Genomic DNA, 16,178 nt, shown 5'->3' on the forward strand with positions numbered 1-16,178 from the left:
CGCCATCATCAAGCAGAGAGTTTTCCAAACATGACGGATTACGAAAACAACCGGACTGTACCCAACGCCCTGCCGATTGGTTACCGTTTCAATGAGTTTGAAATTAAGGAAGTGATTGGTGGTGGCGGTTTCGGCATTGTCTATCGCGCCTGGGACCATCAGCTTGAGCGTACCATTGCGATTAAAGAGTTTATGCCGTCGTCGCTGGCGGTGCGTAATGACGACATGCGTCTGGTGTTGCGCAGCGACCGCTTCAGCAAGGCGTTTACCGCGGGCCTGAACAGCTTTATCCAGGAGGCGCGCCTGCTGGCGCGCTTCAACCACCCGAACCTGCTGCACGTGCTGCGCTTCTGGGTGCAAAACGACACCGCCTACATGGGCACCGTGTTCTACAGCGGCACGACGCTCTCGCGCCTGAGCAAGCAGCATCCGGAGATGATCAACGAGGCGTGGATCCGCCGCATGCTGCCGATGCTGTTCGGGGCTATCAAAACGATTCATGACGAAGGCTACCTGCACCGCGATATTTCCCTGGATAACATCCAGATCCAGGACAACGGCCTGCCGGTGCTGCTCGATTTCGGCTCCGCGCGCCGCAGTATCGGTAATATCTCCGACGAGACCGAGACCATGCTGCGTCCGGGCTTCGCGCCGATTGAGCAGTACACCGACGACAACGAAAGCGAGCAGGGCCCGTGGACGGATATCTACGCGCTCGGCGCGGTGCTGCATACGCTGATCATGGGCTCGCCGCCGCCGGTGAGCGTGGTGCGCAGCATCGCCGACAGCTATCGTCCGCTCGCCGAACTGCGCCCGGAAGGCTATTCGCAGCCGCTGTTGCAGGCTATTGACCGCGCGCTGTCGCTGAAAATGGAAGACCGCCCGCAGTCGATTGACGAGTTCGCCGTGCTGATTGAAATGTCGGTCGCGGGGCTCGACGACGTGATGAGCGTGAAAAAGCCGGGCACGATGCTGGTGCCGGTGGAAGAAGACACCGCGGAGCCTGCGGCTGAAACCGGCTGGCGCCGCTATAAAGTGCCGGGGCTGATTGCCGCGGGCGTGCTGGTGGGCCTGATTGCGGGTGGACTGCTGTTCAGCGGCGGCGCGGATAACCCGGCCCCGGAAACGGCCAGCAACGACAGCGCTCCGCGCGAGCAGGAGCCGGTTTCGCCGCCGGCGCAGAACACCACGACTGCGCCTGCGACCACGACCACACAGGAAGCCGCGCCCGCGCAGAACGCGCCGGTGCAGGGCGCGCTGGTGGCGCAGATCTACGTGCGCATGAACGACGGCGAACAGCTGTCGCTTAACGGCAAAACGCAGACCGTGACGCCTGCCGAGAACGGCTTCGCCTCGCTGCAACTGCCGACCGGCGAATTCCAGCTGGTCATTAAAGGGCGCGGGCAGTCGCGCAGCCAGACGATTAATGTTTCCCGTCCAGGCACCTGGCTTGTGAACCCATAAGGATGCCGGGAGGCGTTCAGGGCTGCGCTTACGCAGCCCTCCCCGCAACGCCTCCCGTCCTGACTCCGGCTTGCTCTCTCCTCTTAATGCCGGCAGGCGAATACCCGCTACAGGACAAAGCGTATGTACCACATCAAAATTGTCTCTATTTTCCGTGAAAACGTCCCTCCCGCGCAGTTTGAAAGGATCATGCGTCCTGATATCGCCGCGCAGTGGGTAAACTCGGTCCCGGATAACACCGTGCGCTCGTTGTTTTCGCGTTACGATCAGTTTCAACCGACGACCCGTTCCAGCCCGTATCAAACCGGACGCGATCTGCGCAAGCTGGTGGCGCAGGAGTTCTGGTATGGCAACCTGGTGGCGATTGATGAAAGTTCGCGGCCCTGGTCGTCCACGACCGAACTCTATTATATCAATCAGAAAGGGGAACTGACGCCCACCTACGCGCCGCGATCCCTGTCGTTCCCGTTAGGCAGTATCATCGTTCGTTATGGCTCGATGGTGCGTGTCTATCGGACGCTTCCGCCGCCGACCGTCAGACCGGCGCAGGTGGTGAAATCGAAAGCTGCAGCGGGCCCTGAGCTGGCGACGCCGGGCAAAGACATGAAACAGACCGCCGCGCAGCTTAAAGCGATGACCAAGGCGGAACGCTGGCAGGCGCGTAAGGATCTCATCAGCAAGGGCAACGCCAGTATCTACCCCGATGCGCAGATTGCCGCGAAGCGTCTTGCCGATAACAACATCGCCGTCGAAAAAGCCAAGCTTGCGGGAAATGTTTATAAGACAGTTAACCCGCTGGAAGCCACACCCGGTGTGCCGGAGGGATGGTCAGATATCAGTAATGACGCTGAGGCCCTGAATAAGCTCGGCCTGAAAAGCAGCATGCTGTATGACAATCCCGCTTCACCGGATTTTCTGGCGCGTGTTTATAAGCCGGATCCTGCCGTCTTTGGCAGCGACATGAATCCGACGGTGGTCTTCAGGGGCTCAAGGGAGCCGGAATTTGCCTCTGTGGGCGATAACCTCTCTTCGCTGTGGAATAAAGGTGAGCTGGCACCCGTCAAAAACGGCGCGGACTGGTCAAACAACTTTGCGCAAGGGGTGGGCAAAAATTCCACCTATTACCAGAGTGCGGTGGGCATTGGCGATACGCTGGCGAAATCGGGCCAGAACGTGGATATCGCTGGTCACTCGCTCGGCGGCGGTCTGGCCTCCGCCACGGCCATGGCCAGCGGCAAACCGGCCTGGACCTTTAACGCCGCAGGGCTCAACAGCGGCACCGTGGAAAAATATGGCGGCAGTGTTCTTGGTAAAGCTGATGATATCCAGGCCTATCGCGTTGAGGGCGAGCTGCTGACGAAAGTGCAGGAAGTGAATGTCTGGGAAGACCTTAAGACAATGAAAGGCCTCCCCGTACCGACTCTGCTCAAAGAAGGGGTCTCTGCGCTCAGTCCAAACGCTGCGGGCATTCCGCATGATCTCCCCGGTGGCACCGGCAGCGCGCTGGAGCGCCACGGTATTGACCAGGCTATTAACTGTATCGAGCAGCAAAAAGATGAAGATATCGCCATCATCGGGAGTCGCCTGTGAGAAAACTTTTTGTAGGCTGCCTCGCGCTGTGTTTTACCTTCATGATTCAGGGGTGTAAGAAAGATATGGATTTAAATCCGCAGGATTATTTTAGCGGCCAGCAACTGACGCTTGCGAAGGCTATCGAAGCTGGCGATGTCAGCGAAGTGGACAAACAGGCGCCGCAAACCGATCTGAATACCCCCGGCCAGCAGGAAATGACATTACTGTTCTGGGCACTGGGAAATGCTATTGATGATAAAACCTCTGCCCGGTTAAAAATCATTACCGCACTGGTTAAAGCGGGGGCCGATCCGCTTCAGCCGCGTCCTAAGGGACAAAGCAGCCCCGCGGTATTTGTTCTTAATGCGGACAGCGGTGAATGGATCAAGGCGATGCTTGACGGCGGTTTATCGCCGGATGCGAAAGACAAAACGTTCCATGAGCCGATTATTTTTGAAACCATCAAAGCCAAAAACACTGAAACGTTAAAAGCCATGCTGGATGCGGGCGCGAATATCAACATCACCGATTCGCTAGGCAATACCGTGCTTATCGAGGCGCTGGATTTTCACGCCTACGATCATGTTATGTTGCTGCTCGAACGCGGCGCCGACCCGGAGATCCACGGTAAATTCGGCTGGACGATGGGCAACCAGCTTGAGCGTTTCCTGAAGCGGGCAAAAGCGGGCAGCGACGAATATAAGACACTGACCGAAATAAAAAACAAGCTCATCGAGCATGGCGGGAAGTGGCCGCCTGCGCCGGTTAAATAATTCCCGCACTGCCTTACCCGCTGACGCGCGCCTGCATGATTTCTGATCATGCAGGCGGTGTCGTCTCTGATGGCGCGGGTTTTATCCCTTCTGCTTTGCCGCTACCTACGCAATAGCATAAAACATTACGGAATGAAGATTATGCTTAACCGAATCACCGTTCAGCTCCCGGTCGAGGGGCTGCTTTTCTGGAAACTCTCCGGGCGCGAGTCGCTGTCGGAGCCGTTCATGTTCACCCTGACGCTGCTCGGCACGGATGCGCGCGCCGAGCGCAGCGCGCTGCTGGGCCAGCCGGTGACGGTGACCATCCCGACGCAGGCGCTGATGACGCCGCGCTACCTCAACGGCAAGGTGACCCGCGTGGCGGTGACCGCCGTGGAGATGTCGGGCACCCGCTACGCGGCGTATGAGCTGACGGTGGAGCCGGACCTGTGGCCGATGCAGCGCGACCGCAACCTGCGTATTTTCCAGGGCCAGACGGTGCCGCAGATAGTGAAGACGCTGCTGGGCGAGAGCCGGGTGAACGTCGAGGAGCGGCTGTCGGGGAGTTACCGGGTGTGGGAGTACTGCGTGCAGTACCAGGAGAGCAGCCTCGATTTCATGAGCCGCCTGCTGGAGCTGGAGGGCATCACCTACCACTTCCGCCACGAGCAGGACCGCCACACGCTGATTCTCACCGACGCGCCGGGCCAGTACGAGCCGTTCCCCGGCTACGAGACGATTCCGTACCACGTGACGCCGTCGGGCGGCACCACGGATGAAGAGGGCATCAGCCAGTGGGCGCTGGAAGACAGCGTGACGCCGGGCATCTACAGCCTGGACGACTACGACTTCCGCAAGCCGAACGCGTGGCTGTTCCAGGCACGCCAGAACCCGAAATCGCCGCAGCCGGGAAGCATCGACGTCTACGACTGGCCGGGCCGGTTTGTGGAGCACGGCCACGGGGAGTTCTACGCCCGCATCCGCCAGGAGCGGTGGCAGGTGGAGCACCGCCAGACGCAGGGCAGCGGGACGGCGCTGGGCATCGCGCCGGGGCACACGTTTGTGCTGCGCAACGCGCCGTTCTTCGGCGACAACGGCGAGTACCTGACTACCGTTGCGCACTACCACTTCGAGGAGAACCGCTACGCGAGCGGGGCGGACAGCAACACCATCCACGAGACGCGCTTTGAGGTGATACCGGCGGACGTGCCGTACCGCCCGTCGCAGAAGACGCCGTGGCCGCGCACGTACGGCCCGCAGACGGCGAAGGTGGTGGGTCCGCAGGGCGAGAGTATCTGGACGGACAAATACGGCCGTGTGAAGGTGAAATTCCACTGGGACCGTCTGTCGAAGGGCGACGACACCAGCTCGGGCTGGGTGCGTGTCTCCAGCGCGTGGGCGGGCCAGGGGTTCGGTGGCGTGCAGATACCGCGCGTGGGTGATGAAGTGGTGGTGGACTTCATCAACGGCGACCCGGACCGTCCGCTGATAACGGGGCGCGTGTACAACGAGGCGAGCATGCCGCCGTGGGAGTTACCCGGTGATGCCACACGCATGGGCTTTATGACACGCAGTAAAGACGGGCATCGCGACAATGCCAGCTATCTTTTCTTTGAAGACAAGATGGGCGATGAGTTGCTGGATATGCATGCCGAGAAAAACATGAATATCTCGGTAGAAAACGACAAAACGGTCGCGATTGATGGCTGTCGCACCACCACTATCGGACGCGATCAAAAAGATGAAGTGACGGGCGATGCTTCGTTTTACTATAAGCAAAAGCGTACGACTGTAGTCGATCAGCGTGAAACCAGGACGTTTAATAATGGCGAAGAAACCACTATAACTAATGGTAAGACGTTAATGGTCACTAGCGGTGGGTTCAAAAGTGAGATAACCGATCTTAAAAAAGATATTATTCATGGGAATCGCTCAACTACCATTGATACGGGTGACTATTTAACCATCAATGATGGTGGGCAAGAGCAAAGCATCAAAGGGAATGTCAACGTTAATATTGATGGTAATTGGGTCCAGAAAATTACTAATGGTCATATTCATATTTCATCTCCTGATAAAATCACTATCAAAAGCGATACGGAAGTTAATGTTGATTCGCCTTATTTATCAAGTAATGCGCACTTTCATCAGGAGACATATAGCGCTGCTTCAACCGCCTTTAATATTTTTAATTTGGGTCTGAATTTAACTAACATTGGTTATAGTATTACCGAGTATAGCGGTAAGAAATTCGATTGGGCAAACTCTGTAGTAAGGGGTGAACATATAGCAGGCGCAAAAATAATGATGCATGGTATTATGCTGCATGCAGCACGGCTTTCAACTTTCTTATGATTTAACAAGGAAATAAATATGGTTATCACGGAGCATTTTGGATTACTGGTTATGGCTGGCGCTTTGTGCTTTATGGTTTATGTAGGTGTCCAATCATACCGAGAGCAATCTGATTTTAAAGAAAACGGAATAAGAACTGTAGCAACCGTTACCAAAATAAAACAGGTCGGTTCGTCTGGTGCCGGTTCACCAAAGTGCGTTATCTCATTGACCTTTAAAGATGTAAGTGGTCAAGAGGTTGTAACGCAAAAAACTCAGGTTGTTTCAGCACTGGATCTTATGCCGGTTGAGCGGGATAAGGTTGTAGATATTTATTATAAAAAAGAGAACCCTAAAAAGGTATGGCTTATTTTTCAGAGTGAAAAAGATAGTAAATATCTTTAATGGTTGGGGGGTTAAATTATAGGATGTTCTAAATTAGAAAATGGTCTTTTATTAAAATATAAAGATGCATTTTAAAAAGGCTGTGGCTTTGTTTAGATAAAAAAGGAGTTGTATGTCTGGCTCATTTGAAATTACCATAATCGTCATGGTGGCTGTAATAGTCGGCATGTTCCTTTACGTGTATAACACTGGCGTTTCTTATGAGAAGTTCCAAAAAGAAGGTATTCGCACAGAAGCTAAAATACTCAGCATGGAGAAAATCGGTGCTAGTGGAACAGGTAATACAAAGATGAAAATGAAGCTTCAGTTTGAATCAGAACAAGGTCCCGTAACAGTGACAGCGAAAGAATATATATCTCCACAAAACCTGATAAAAATTATGCGGAATAATACAATATTTATATATTACATGCCAAAAGATCCTAGGCAAGTTTTCCTGGTTCCGTTTGAAATGGAATGATTGTTTATAAATGAAGGGCTTGTGAATGGATTTCACTGAATATTTTGGTCTTATTATTACGCTGGGAGTTACAGGGTTTATTGTATATTTGGTTTTTCATACAGGCGCAGTACATGATGACTTCAAAAGAAATGGTATTAAAACTGAGGCGTTAGTGACTAATATCAGGCAAATAGGCTCATCAGGGGCTGGTTCTCCAAAATGCATTTTTTCACTAAAATTCTTTACAAAAAATAATATTGAAATCAACACTGATCATACTGAGTTCGTTTCAGTTTTGGATCTTACTGTCCTTGAGAGAGAGCGGAAGGTCGAGATTTATTATAAAGAAAGCGATCCAAACAAGGTATGGATGATTTTAAGCGAAGAAAAAGAGCGCGGACTATAAATTAATATTAAACTTAAGGACATCCATAATAACTTTATGGAGGCCTTTTGAAATGAAAAATTTTAATGAGATGGTGATTTAAATGATGTGATAGAACATATTGGATGGCTGGTAATAACCGATGCTTTATCTTTTATGGTGTATCCAAACGTGCATTCACGCCGAGAATAAGATGATTTTAAGTAAATGAAATAAAAAATAAATGCCTTTAATCTCTTGCTAAGAATACAGTAAAGGATTCATTGACTTTGCATCGGTTCACTCTTCTTTTGTGGTTTAATTCTTGCTGTGATCTTTTATTATGTTTGATTCGTCTTCTTTTGCTAAAGGCTATGCGATTGTATTTCTGTCTGTTATTGCGATAATAATATTAACTGTAATTGTTAAGGATATTAGAAGCAAAAAAAACAAAGATAATATTCGTCGTAATGGTATTCATGTATTGGCTGAAATCATTAACGTAGAAAGCTATACTGGAAAGATTTCACAGTATACAAATATTAAATTACATTACCGTTATAAAACTTATCAAGGACGCGATATTTTAAATGAGGGTACTGCGGTGATATTTACTTCTGATTTGAAAAAATATAGCCTTGGCGAGACCTTCCCTATTGTATATAGCAAAGATAATCCAGAGTTGGTCATCATTGAAATTGAAAACCCCTCTATCAAAATGAAGTAAGGTTTACTGTGAAGGATGGTTGATTACTCTATAACATCAGGGCAAGAAATGTCATGAGTTTTTAAATTGAGGCGATGAGTTAGATGCGCGCAGTTAAATCACAAGAGTTAATATGCCAAAGGAAATTATTGTCGGGATACTGTTGGTTGGGATTGCTATTTATACTGTTGGAAAGTCCTTTTATGATAATGCATCGATAGAAAAAAAGGAACGACTGTTACGGCAGTGGTTTTAAAATCTGTACAGCTAAGCAGTAATGAAACCGGTAGTATAAACGGTGATTTTATCGTGAAATTTGATACTGCTGATATGGGAGAGGAAACAATCAGGTTCAAATCTACTATCCGCAACTTTATGCTTCTCGTATCCAGCCTGGGTGCGTGGTTCAGGTAAGGTATTTAGATAAAGGTGATAAGATAAAAGCTTATTTCATTTTTGACTAAGAGCGAAAGTAAAAAGTGGACATTATGGGCAGGGTAGGCAGACATATTGAGAGTCTCAGTTAATAGTCCGAAGTTAAGAGTGGAGCCGCCGCATTGAAATGCATAGGTGGTAAATTTCAAGTGCATATGTGAGATACAGAAAAATTCCCCATTCTCGCATAATATGTTGCTGTTTTAACCAATTTTAGTTAATCGAAGGATTATGAATACTTTATCTTATATCATGCCTAAGCTTGCATGGATTATTCCTTTATTTATTTTGATGTTTGTTGCCTATGTTTTTATTAAAAATAGAGAGTCAGATAAACTTGATGACTATATAAAAGAAAACGGTGTCGATGTTGAGGCGACGATGACAGTGATCAAGCCCGACGCTGCTCAAAGAATAAATAATAAAATAGTTGCTGTAATTACAGTGCAGTATGAGTTTAAAGGGAAAAGCATAACCTCTAAACGTGGCCTTAGCTTTTATATAACGGACAAAGATAAGTTTGAAGTTGGAAAAAAAATAAGAATAAGAATAAATCCTGTCAATCCGACACAATTTTACTACCCTGATTACAGGACGTACTAAATAGAAGAATAAGCGCTATTATAAATACCTGGCTAGTTTTTTGGTGGCTGGGTAACTTTCAAGTATATTTTTCAAGAAAAATGACGATTAAAAGTTATATATAAATCAATCTCTAAGCACGATTGGGTGCAGAAAATAGCAAATGGAAATATTTATATTTTGGCTTTTGATAAATATTATTAAAAGCAATACGGAAATTAATGTTGATTCACCTTATTTATCAAGTAATACGCATGTGCATCAGAAGACGTATAGTACAGTGTGTTATCCTTTGCTTTATTTAATTTAGGGATTAAGTTAACTAACTTTGGATACACTATTGCTGAGTATAGTAATAAGAATTTTGGCTTAATTAAGGATTATGTCAGAGCAGAGTTTATCATTGGTTGGAGCAAAAATCATAATGCATGGTATAATGTTACATGCTGCAAAATTATCTTCCTTTTTATAATTATTAAAAACAAATAAGAATGGCTATTACTGAATATTTTGGACTATTAATTAGTGTAGGAATACTGTGCTTTATGATATTCCTTGTGGTTAACACAGGGCGGGAGCATGACGATTTCAAAAAGAATGGTATCAGAACGGTGGCAACTGTCACTAAGATAAAGCAAATTGGCTCTTCTGGTGCGGGCTCGCCAAAATGTGTGATCTCTTTGACTTTTCATAGCCAGGAGGGTGAAAAGATTACGACCGAGAAAACAGAAGTTATTAGTGCATTAAATCTTATGCCGATAGAACGAGACCGCAAGGTTGATATTTATTATAAAAAAGATAAGCCTCAAAAAGTGTGGCTTATATTGCAGAGCCAAAAAGATAGAGAAGGTCTGTAATTTTTTTTGTTTAATTGTTGGCTGGTTAAATATCAGCCTGATCTCGCCAGCTTTGGGAGCTAATATGACAATGGATGTTATTGTCGTATTGTTGTTGATTGGTATTCCTGCATATATTATTGGCAAGTCCTTTTATAACGATGCATTGATCCGAAAAAAAGGAAAGACTGTTACGGCAGTGGTTTTAAAATCGGAGCAGTTAAGCAGTAACGAAACTGGCAGTATAAATGGAGCCTTTATTGTAAAATTTAATGATGCCGAAAAAGGACCGACGATAATAGGATTTGAATCGACAATTCCACAGCTATACGCACCTCGTGTTCAGCCTGGATGTGAAGTACAATTAAGATATCTCGGTGACGGCGATATAGTGAAGGCGAATTTCATTTTTGAATAAGGGATGAAGATAAAAAGTGCATTGGATTTTGTACGTTGTTTACGGCATTCCGATTGGGTTGTTTAGTTTTCTGATTGGTTATTTATTGATTCGGGACCGGAAGAGAAATCGCATTAAGCAGAACATCCTGCGCAATGGTGTTGATACCACGGCGGTCATCACCAAAGCCCGGAGTCGTTCAGGTGGTGCGGGATGTCTCAACATTACGCTTGAAATTACCTACCGCACTGAAACAGGAGAAGAGGTTCGTAACCAGGCCGATGCAGTAATTAATGCTATGAATACGGCGAATTACCAGCCCGGAAAGACCGTTGCGTTGCGCTATCTGAAAAGCGATCCGTTAAAGGTAATTTTGGATATCCCTCATCCCTTGCGCCGTTGATTTACCGTTGCCGCCAGCGCGTACGGAGGCTAAGAAAGACCTCATCCTCTGGTTAACGCATTTATAAAAATAAGGCGTCAGTCATTTTCCTTCAGGGCCGTTGAGCTCTGTCTCTGCTTTCTTTGTCGTTCATAAAGGACACATGGCATGAAAATCGTTAAGCCCCTGCGCCTGAGCGTACTGAACCGGCCTTTTCGCTGGGAGGGGAAAAACTATCTGGGCGTATCGGTTATTGCGCTCGCGGACATGGGGCCCAGCCCAAAACTGCGACCGGAGGTAGAACTCTGGCAACTGGCGGCGAGTGAACTGCAAACCAGCGGTGGGATTATCGACATGGCCATCCCGAAAGTGCGCGCCGAGTTTCTGGCGACCGGCCATGCCTACACCCACCATCAGCAGGAAAAAACCGCCTGCGCAGTGCGTATAGATGTGGAGAACCTCAGTAAAACGCTGGCTGTCTTCGGCGATCGCTACTGGGCGGGCAGCAAAATGACGATGCCCCGGCCTTTTGATGAGATGCGTCTCGACTGGAGCCGCGCCTACGGCGGCGAAGGTTATGAAGAAAACCCGCACGGCGTCGGGTTCCGCCCGGAAATCCATCAGGGGCATGAGTTTCGTCGTCTGCCGAATATCGAGCCTTTCGAAGGGCGCATGATATCGCCCAAACAGAACCCGGAGCCTGCAAGCTTCGGGCCGCTGGATATTCTCTGGCCGCGCCGGTTCGGCCGCATGGGCAAAAAGTATGACACCAGCTGGCTGCAGAACGATTTCCCTGGCTTTGCGAAAGATATCGACTGGAAAGTGTTTAACGCCGCAAGCTCTGACCAGTGGTGGCAGGATCGGGATACGCTGCCGCCGCAGGCAAAATGGCGCATCTGGAATATGCACCCTGAAAAACCGCTCCAGGAAGGTACGCTGCCGCCGTGGCAGGCGCGCTGCTTTATCAATCGCCAGCGCGGCGATGAAACCCTGTTTGAAGAGGTGGCGCTGCGAGCGACCACCGTCTGGTTCTTCCCGCATCTCGAACAGATGATGCTGATCTGGCAGGGGCACATCCGCATTAATGAGGATGATGCGGCTGATGTGCTACAACTCCTGCCAGCGATGGAAAAGATGGGCGCGTCCCGTTCGGTGAATCACTACCGTAAGGTACTGGCGCAGCGCATGGATAAAGAGAAAGGGGCGCTGTTCGCCTTTCGCGAGAAGGATTTGGTGCCGGAGGATGCTATCGGTCCCTGGATCGACAGCGAAGTGGAAGAGTCCGCCAGCCCGATGCGCGACAACATGAATAATCGCGCCAGTCAGCTTCGCGAGCAGCACCGCGCCCGTATTGAAGCCAGCGGCGGCGAGGTAAACGATCTGCTGGGAGATTTCGAAGAGCCGGAAATGCCGAAGCTGGATGAACTCCCCGAGTTTATCGAAAAGATGGAAAAGCAGGCCGCAGAGATGCAGGCGAAAGCCGAAGCGCGTAAGCGTGAAATGGAAGCGCGTTTTCCGCAGGGAAATAACGAAGATAACCAGCCGCGCGGCCCGGAAGCGATGCACCGTATGCAGGAGATGCTGTATCGCAACCGCGACAGCCTCGGTGAGAAGAAGCTGGCGCAAAGTCGCGACGCGCTGCATCGGATGTACCTGATGTCCGTTCAGCACCAGCCGCCAGCACGACGCCTGAAAGGCGATCTGGCGCAGATTATTCGTCAGCGCGCCGAACGCACGCTGGCGCAGGGCGGTGATTTCAGCGGTATGGATCTGACGGGCGTGGATTTCTCCGGTATGGATTTGCGTGGTGCGAATTTCAGTAAGGCGCTGCTGGAATGCGCCGACCTCAGTCAGTGCCAGCTGGTCGGGGCGAATTTCCACGGTGCGGTACTGGCGCGGGCCGAGCTGCATCATGCCTCACTGCGTGAGTGCAATTTCGAAGGCGCAAGCCTGTCGCTGGCCCAGTGCTGCCACAGCGATTTTAGCGGCGCACGTTTTAAAGACACGCAGTTGCAGGAGACGCTGCTGGATGACTGCACGTTCGATGACGCCACGCTGGAAGGGCTTCTGTTCCGGGAAACCTGGTTTACCCGCTGCCGGTTCCACCGGGCGACGCTTGATGGCTGCGTTTTTCTTGAATTGACGCTGCCGGGTCTCGATTTCCGCCATGCTCGGCTGAATAAAACGACATTTGTGAAATCCACATTAGAAGCAGCGGACTTCAGCGATGCGACGCTCGACAGTTGCTCCTTTGTGGAAACGAACGCCGACGAGGCCCGCTTTGTCAGCGCGACCTGGATAACCTGCGCGGCGGCGTCGGAAAGCACGTTCAACCATGCCGATTTCACCCATGCGACGCTGCGGCAAAGCAACCTGCGCCAGACGGCGCTGTGTGGCGCGCGTTTTGAGCTGGCAAAACTTGAGAACACCGATCTCAGCGAAGCCAACTGCCGTGGCGCCAGTTTTCAGCGCGCCTGTATGGTGGGCAGCATGTTTATTCGTACGGATTTCCGTGGGGTGGATTTTACCAACGCCAACCTGATGGGGGCGTTGCTGCAAAAAAGCCAGCTGGGCGGGGCGGATTTTAACGGCGCTAATCTGTTCCGCGCGGATCTTTCCCAGTCGTTCACGAGTGATGAGACCCGCATGAACGGCGCGTTTACCAAACGCGTAAAAACCCTGCCGAAGCGTGACGGAGAAGTGGTATGACAACGCTCAGCGCAGCGGAGCTGCAACAGAAAATCAAAAACGGCGAAGCCATTATCGAACTCACACTGGATGGGCTCGATTTACAGGGTTGCGATCTGTCCGGCGGCATGTTTCAGGAAGTGTCGTTCACCGGGGCTAACCTTCGCGGCGCAAAGCTGCATGAAACGCTCTTTACCGAATGCTCGATGAATCAGGTGGATCTCAGCGGTGCGCATCTGGAGCAGACGGTCTTTAACCAGTGTGAGCTTAATAATATTCACGTGCGTGAAACGACGCTTAAAGAGTGTGTGTTCAACCAGTGCGCACTCAGTGGCAGCGATTTTTCACATAGCGCGCTGTTAAGCACGCAGTTTATGAACTGTACGCTTAACGACAGTCACTTCACGCAGGTGCAACTCGACCGTAGCGTCTTTTTTGAATCACCACTGGAAAACGTCGTACTTAGCGGCTGCCAGAGTTTGATGGCCACGTTTTATGGCATCGATTTGCGTACCACGTCGCTGGAGAACGGCACGTTTGAGCGAACCGTCTTTTTTGACTGCGACCAGCGCGGCAAAAACTATTCGCAGCAGCAGTTTGTCGGTTGCCAGTTTACGGACTGCCAACTGGAAGGCGCGCGGTTTGAAGGCGCGCAACTGCCGCAGTGCAACTTCAAAGGCGCAACGCTTAAAGGTGCACAGCTTCAACGCGTTAACGCCAGCCAGGCGCTGTTTATGGAAGCCGATCTGAGCGAGGCGCAATGCCAGAACAGCGTGTTTGATCAGGCGATTTTCGTGGGGGCGTTGCTGCAACAGACAGACTTCAGCCACAGCCGGTTGTTCCAGTGCATTTTCCAGCAGGCGAATGCGACGGGTGCCCGGTTTATCCAGAGTGACCTGACCTACAGCGACTTTTCCGGCGCCGATCTGCGTCTTGCCGATTTGCGCGGCGCCACTTTTTCCCGCACCCGTTTACACCGGGCGCGCCAGGACAATGCCCTGTTTTCCAATCGTCAGGGCATTCTGGAATATGACGAAGAATTATTGACGGCTGAAGCCTGGAGCGCGCAGCGCCAGAGCCGTATCTAAGGAGAGAACATGAGCAATATTAACCACAAGCTGGCCCAGACGATTACACCGCCTGTTCAGGCCTCCGGTACCGTTACCCACTGTTTCGCCGACGGCAGTCTGATGGTGGAAAGCGAAGGCCGCGGCTGGCACTGCCGCCGCGCCGCCAGTTGCGTTATCGCGCCGCAGGCGGGCGATACGGCGCTGATTGCCAGCGTCGATAATCAGCTTTGGTTGCTGGCGGTGCTGGAGCGCGCCAATCCACAAAGCGCGGAGCTTAGCGTACCGGGCGATCTGCATATCCGCAGCGCAGGTGAACTCAGCCTCAGCGGCGAGGCGCTACGCGTCAGCGCGCAACAGGGCGACTGCCACATCAGCGAGATGAAATATAGCGGTGATAAGCTCTCGGCATGGGTAAGCCTTTCGCGCATCGTTGGCAAGCGCGCGGAGTCAGTCTGGCAGACGGTAACGCAGATAAGTCATAACCTGTTTCGCTCCACACGGCAGACAGAGCAGGTGCGCGCAGGCCAGCTGGATATGAAAGCTGAAGATTTCGCACGACTGCATGCGCACAATACGGTGATTACGTCCAAAGCGATCACCAAAGTCGATTCTGAACAGATCCACATGGGGTAATCACTATGTTTGCTAACTGCCAGCTGTTTGGCATGGATTTGGCGTTTCCGGACGTGTGCCTGACGCCAATGCCTGCACCAACGCCGATCCCTTACCCTGATATCGCACTCGGCCCAACGGCCATCCCCAATGCGCTGAATATTCTCTTTATGGGTATGCCCGCGCATAACATGGCAACGGTCACGCCGCTCACCAATGGTGATAACCCAGGTGTAGCGACGGGTGTCGCCTCAGGTACGGTCATGGGACCGTCACGCCACCTGACGGGCGCGTTTACCGTGCTGCTTAAAGGTACGCCCGCCACGCGCCTGACCAGCGTCAGCCTGCAAAACTCAACCAACGCTGTGGGGATGCGTATTGTCCCCAGCCAGTTCAAGGTATTAATGCTCGCCCCCTGATTCGGCGACTGGTCGCTCAGAGAAAAGTCCCCGGAGCCGGGCTTTTGCCGCAGGCAGGAGCCCGGCTTTTCTGCCTGAAGCCTGCGCAGAGCGCTGTTTTAAGACGTAAAAAAGCGCGGGTGACGCGTGCCTTTATACAATTTACTGGCGGTGACTTACGCTATAAGAGGCAACGGAATGTTCTTTGCAGTATTTGTTTTTTTCATGGCGTGTGCGCTGTACATCATCTGGAAAGGTAAAATGTCCTTTACCCGCAGGCAGTGGCTTTTCTTTGGTCTTAAGCTTGTCGGTATTTTCATTCTTTTCGGCGTCGTCTCTTTTGTTTTTCTCGCGATGGCGCTCGTCTGGAATATCTTCTCGCCTGCCGCAGCTGAACATTATTCATGCACTGTGTTTCTGTCAGCCATTGTGCTGTGGGGATTACAGTTTGTTGCGGTGGGCATAAACACGCAGTTTTTTCTTATTATGAAATTTCATGAGAATTTCAATCGGGATAATTATAAGACAATACAGTCAGCCGTTAAAAATGCCCGCCCGGCAGCACCATTAATCCTCAGAGTAGCGCTTTCGCTGGGCGCCGCGCTGATTTATTACGGGATATGGCTTGCCCCGTTTCATCCACAATGACAGGGTACACAAATGGCCCTGGCAAAAGAAAAAGTAATCGTCTCTTAACGTCATCACGCTAAACAGGTAGCGCCTGGTTACTGGCCAT

Annotated in this window: 17 protein-coding genes; all 17 read left to right on the top strand. The window is 50.9% G+C overall.

Annotation, left to right across the window (positions count from 1 at the left end; all coding sequences use genetic code 11):
- Positions 1-30: 30 nt before the first annotated feature.
- Positions 31-1,464: a serine/threonine protein kinase gene (locus AFK67_RS00515; RefSeq protein ID WP_007713444.1), complete on the top strand. Its 1,434-nt coding sequence runs from the start codon at positions 31-33 to the stop codon at positions 1,462-1,464.
- A gap of 123 nt (positions 1,465-1,587) precedes the next feature.
- Positions 1,588-3,054: a Tle-like phospholipase domain-containing protein gene (locus AFK67_RS00520; protein WP_007713441.1), complete on the top strand. Its 1,467-nt coding sequence runs from the start codon at positions 1,588-1,590 to the stop codon at positions 3,052-3,054.
- Complete coding sequence (locus AFK67_RS00525) at positions 3,051-3,809, top strand: ankyrin repeat domain-containing protein (protein ID WP_007713439.1); 759 nt, start codon at positions 3,051-3,053, stop codon at positions 3,807-3,809. The genes AFK67_RS00520 and AFK67_RS00525 overlap by 4 nt, the downstream gene beginning before the upstream one ends.
- Before the next feature lie 141 nt (positions 3,810-3,950).
- Positions 3,951-6,146: a type VI secretion system Vgr family protein gene (locus tag AFK67_RS00530; RefSeq protein WP_167338458.1), complete on the top strand. Its 2,196-nt coding sequence runs from the start codon at positions 3,951-3,953 to the stop codon at positions 6,144-6,146.
- Between the two features lie 18 nt (positions 6,147-6,164).
- On the top strand, positions 6,165-6,530 hold the full coding sequence (locus tag AFK67_RS00535) for a DUF3592 domain-containing protein (protein ID WP_032967408.1): 366 nt from the start codon (positions 6,165-6,167) through the stop codon (positions 6,528-6,530).
- A gap of 112 nt (positions 6,531-6,642) precedes the next feature.
- Positions 6,643-6,990 carry a DUF3592 domain-containing protein gene (locus AFK67_RS00540; RefSeq protein WP_032967407.1) on the top strand — a complete coding sequence of 116 codons (348 nt, stop codon included), beginning with the start codon at positions 6,643-6,645 and terminating at the stop codon, positions 6,988-6,990.
- A gap of 25 nt (positions 6,991-7,015) precedes the next feature.
- Complete coding sequence (locus AFK67_RS00545) at positions 7,016-7,378, top strand: hypothetical protein (RefSeq protein ID WP_032967406.1); 363 nt, start codon at positions 7,016-7,018, stop codon at positions 7,376-7,378.
- A 301-nt stretch (positions 7,379-7,679) separates the two neighbouring features.
- Positions 7,680-8,063: a DUF3592 domain-containing protein gene (locus AFK67_RS00550; RefSeq protein WP_038884259.1), complete on the top strand. Its 384-nt coding sequence runs from the start codon at positions 7,680-7,682 to the stop codon at positions 8,061-8,063.
- A 645-nt stretch (positions 8,064-8,708) separates the two neighbouring features.
- Entirely contained in the window at positions 8,709-9,080 is a 372-nt protein-coding gene (locus tag AFK67_RS00555) for a hypothetical protein (RefSeq protein ID WP_038884255.1), read from the top strand.
- 470 nt (positions 9,081-9,550) lie between these two features.
- Positions 9,551-9,916, top strand: a complete 366-nt coding sequence (locus AFK67_RS00560) for a DUF3592 domain-containing protein (protein WP_038884252.1) — start codon at positions 9,551-9,553, stop codon at positions 9,914-9,916.
- Between the two features lie 64 nt (positions 9,917-9,980).
- Entirely contained in the window at positions 9,981-10,313 is a 333-nt protein-coding gene (locus AFK67_RS22655; RefSeq protein WP_134792933.1) for a hypothetical protein, read from the top strand.
- 16 nt (positions 10,314-10,329) lie between these two features.
- Positions 10,330-10,695, top strand: a complete 366-nt coding sequence (locus AFK67_RS00565; protein ID WP_032967403.1) for a DUF3592 domain-containing protein — start codon at positions 10,330-10,332, stop codon at positions 10,693-10,695.
- A 147-nt stretch (positions 10,696-10,842) separates the two neighbouring features.
- Positions 10,843-13,383, top strand: a complete 2,541-nt coding sequence (locus tag AFK67_RS00570) for a DUF2169 family type VI secretion system accessory protein (protein ID WP_007726035.1) — start codon at positions 10,843-10,845, stop codon at positions 13,381-13,383.
- Positions 13,380-14,450 carry a pentapeptide repeat-containing protein gene (locus tag AFK67_RS00575; protein WP_007726034.1) on the top strand — a complete coding sequence of 357 codons (1,071 nt, stop codon included), beginning with the start codon at positions 13,380-13,382 and terminating at the stop codon, positions 14,448-14,450. The genes AFK67_RS00570 and AFK67_RS00575 overlap by 4 nt, the downstream gene beginning before the upstream one ends.
- Positions 14,451-14,459: 9 nt before the next feature.
- A complete protein-coding gene (locus tag AFK67_RS00580; RefSeq protein WP_007726033.1) occupies positions 14,460-15,065 on the top strand; it encodes a DUF3540 domain-containing protein in 606 nt (201 codons plus the stop codon).
- A 5-nt stretch (positions 15,066-15,070) separates the two neighbouring features.
- Positions 15,071-15,463, top strand: a complete 393-nt coding sequence (locus AFK67_RS00585; RefSeq protein WP_007679141.1) for a DUF4150 domain-containing protein — start codon at positions 15,071-15,073, stop codon at positions 15,461-15,463.
- A 177-nt stretch (positions 15,464-15,640) separates the two neighbouring features.
- A complete protein-coding gene (locus AFK67_RS00590) occupies positions 15,641-16,090 on the top strand; it encodes a hypothetical protein (RefSeq protein WP_007726032.1) in 450 nt (149 codons plus the stop codon).
- Positions 16,091-16,178 lie beyond the last annotated feature (88 nt).

Origin of the sequence: Cronobacter dublinensis subsp. dublinensis LMG 23823 (assembly GCF_001277235.1) — a bacterium.
Taxonomy (GTDB): Bacteria; Pseudomonadota; Gammaproteobacteria; order Enterobacterales; family Enterobacteriaceae; genus Cronobacter; species Cronobacter dublinensis.